Consider the following 2487-nt stretch of genomic DNA (forward strand, 5'->3'; position numbering starts at 1 on the left):
AACAAACAGAATGCTATCGCTGCATAGTTGAACAGTGATGTTCAGCAGTGTTCAGCGTAAATGTATCAGGCGACGACAAGCCCAAGAGCAGTTTGGCCACCGCAAGCGAGTCTATGGATGTCAGCAGCGTAAGTCATTGGATAGGGGTGGGGGCTGTCGCCCTAGCCTCCATCCTTTGGGCTGAGATCGTGCGGGATGTGCGCCATTGGCTGGCCCACCGGTGGCCCTGGCTGATGCCCAAACACATCCTGCACCACCGCCTGTTCCGCCCCGACCTTAGCGTGGTGGATGCACAGCTGTACCGAGAATCCCAGTGGCACCACGACGTTCCCGAAGCGGCGACGATGATCCTGGCCGGGATCCCTTGGGTGGTGGTATTGGGCCAGGGATCCTGGCTGTACGGCCTGGCGGCAACGGTGGGCATTCTCTACTCGGCCAGTTTCTGGGTGGCTGGTATGCTGCGCGGCTACGGGCTGGCCTTGGAGACCGATATCACCCACCGACCGGGGCCTTTCCCCGTTCCTCCCAGCCAATGGCATGTCAACCGCGCCTACCACTGGCGGCACCACTTCGACGATACCAACGCCTATTTTTGCGGCACCCTGACTCTCGTAGATCGGCTCATGGGCACCAGTCTCTCCTTGAAAGGCAAGCGAGTAGCCGTCACCGGCGCCTCCGGCACCCTGGGCCGGGCCTTGCTCAAGCATTTTCACCAGCAGGGGGCCAAAGTCATCGCCCTCAGCTCCCATTCGGATTCGGTTCACATCGAAGTGGACGGCCAGATCCAGCCGGTGGAGACCGTTCGCTGGCAGGTGGGGCAAGAGGGATCCCTGGCTGAGCTGCTGGAGCGGGTGGATATCTTGGTGCTCAACCACGGCCTGAACGTCCACAGGCAACGGGATCCCGAGTCTGTCCGCCAGTCCTATGCCGTCAACACTTTCTCCAGTTGGCGCCTAATGGAGCTGTTCTTCCAGACGGTGCGCGGCAACCCCGAAATGGCCACCAAAGAGGTGTGGGTGAACACCTCAGAGGCTGAGGCTAGCCCTGCTTTCAGTCCCCTCTACGAGCTCTCCAAGCGGGCCCTAGGCGATCTGGTTACTCTGCGCCGCCTCGATGCTCCCTGTACAGTGCGCAAGCTCATCCTCGGCCCCTTCAAGAGCCAGCTCAATCCCATTGGGGTTATGTCGGGAGATTGGGTGGCCGCTCAGATCTTGGCCCAGGCCAAACGAGATTGCCGCAACATCATCGTCACCATCAACCCCCTCACCTACCTGCTTTTCCCCCTCAAAGAGCTGGCCGTGAGCACCTATTTCCGCTTGTTTAGCCGTCGGTCTCCAAGGACTCCGTCCCGCGAGCGCGAACAGACAGGGATCCCTGCCCCCAACCCAGATCCTGCAGGTGGGGCCGAGTCCGGTGATTTGCCTTTGGTTTAGTTAAAAGGAACTAGATCCCAACCCGTTCCATAGCTCTATGGCATTGGGCGCAAAAGTGGAGTAAGACAAGAGCAGGTTCCTTGGCGTCAGCAGGGTGGGATCCCTTGCGCCAATACGAACTTTTGGGGAGCGAGAGTGCCCTCCTTGGGTTTGCAGAAATACAGCAGTTCGATCCCTGATGAGCGTTGGGTGTGAGGAGTAGGAGTGAGCGTGAACATGGTGCGACAGTGGGTGAGCGCAGTACTCTGCGTGGTGGGTGGATCGTTGATGTCGGGGCTTTTGTCCGGCTGTGCCATCCCGATGCCTTCGGCATCTGCGGGAGTTTCTGAAGTCCAAGTGCGCTTGGTGCATGTGGCCCCCAATGCCCCTCGGATCGACTTGGAAGTGGGAGGGGTGAGAGCTGCTCGGGGCATAGCCTATGGCTCGGTGAGCGAGTACGTGCGCATACCGGCGGGCGAGTACGACATTGTTTTGTTTTCAACGCCTGAGAACCCTGGCCAGCCTGCGAGTTCTTTGGTTGCGGCCAGAACCGTAGCCAATCTCAGGGGCGGGGGAGTATTCTCGGTGGTTGCTGCCAACGAGCCGAATCGCATGACGGCCCTGGTGCTGGAAGACAACATCCATCCGCCCTTTGATCAAGCCCTGGTGCGGTTTGTCCACGCTGCTCCCGATGCGCCGGCCCTGCAATGGCAAGGGGAGCAAGGGCGGGTACTGCTGCCCCAGTTGGCGTTTGGACAAGTATCCACCTTTCAAGCTATGCGCCCCGGCTTTACCCAAATTCAAGTGGCCATAGCCCCTTCAGCCTCCGCGCCAGGTGTGCAGTCGGCTCCCAGCCGGAGCATTCCCCTGCAGCGGTTTGACCTGCAGCTGGAGGCGGGGAAAGTCTATACCCTCTATGTAGCGGGATTGTTGCGCAGCAATCCGGCCCTAAGCCTGGTGCTGGCAGAGGAAACTCGAGCTCGCAGGCTCCTATAGCCAAGGTGTTTCGGTCTGATACATTTACGCTGAACACTGCTGAACATCACTGTTCAACTATGCAGCGATAGCATTCTGT

2 protein-coding genes are annotated in these 2487 nt (G+C 59.5%); both read left to right on the forward strand.

All coding sequences use genetic code 11. From position 1 onward, the window contains the following. Positions 1–113: 113 nt before the first annotated feature. Positions 114–1433, forward strand: coding sequence for a bifunctional sterol desaturase/short chain dehydrogenase (locus tag NW839_RS12785; protein ID WP_414351986.1), 1320 nt, complete (start codon positions 114–116; stop codon positions 1431–1433). 204 nt (positions 1434–1637) lie between these two features. After that, entirely contained in the window at positions 1638–2408 is a 771-nt protein-coding gene (locus tag NW839_RS12790) for a DUF4397 domain-containing protein (RefSeq protein WP_414351985.1), read from the forward strand. Positions 2409–2487: the final 79 nt, after the last annotated feature.

The organism is Synechococcus sp. R5-15 (assembly GCF_047462035.1).
Taxonomy (GTDB): domain Bacteria; phylum Cyanobacteriota; class Cyanobacteriia; order Thermostichales; family Thermostichaceae; genus Thermostichus.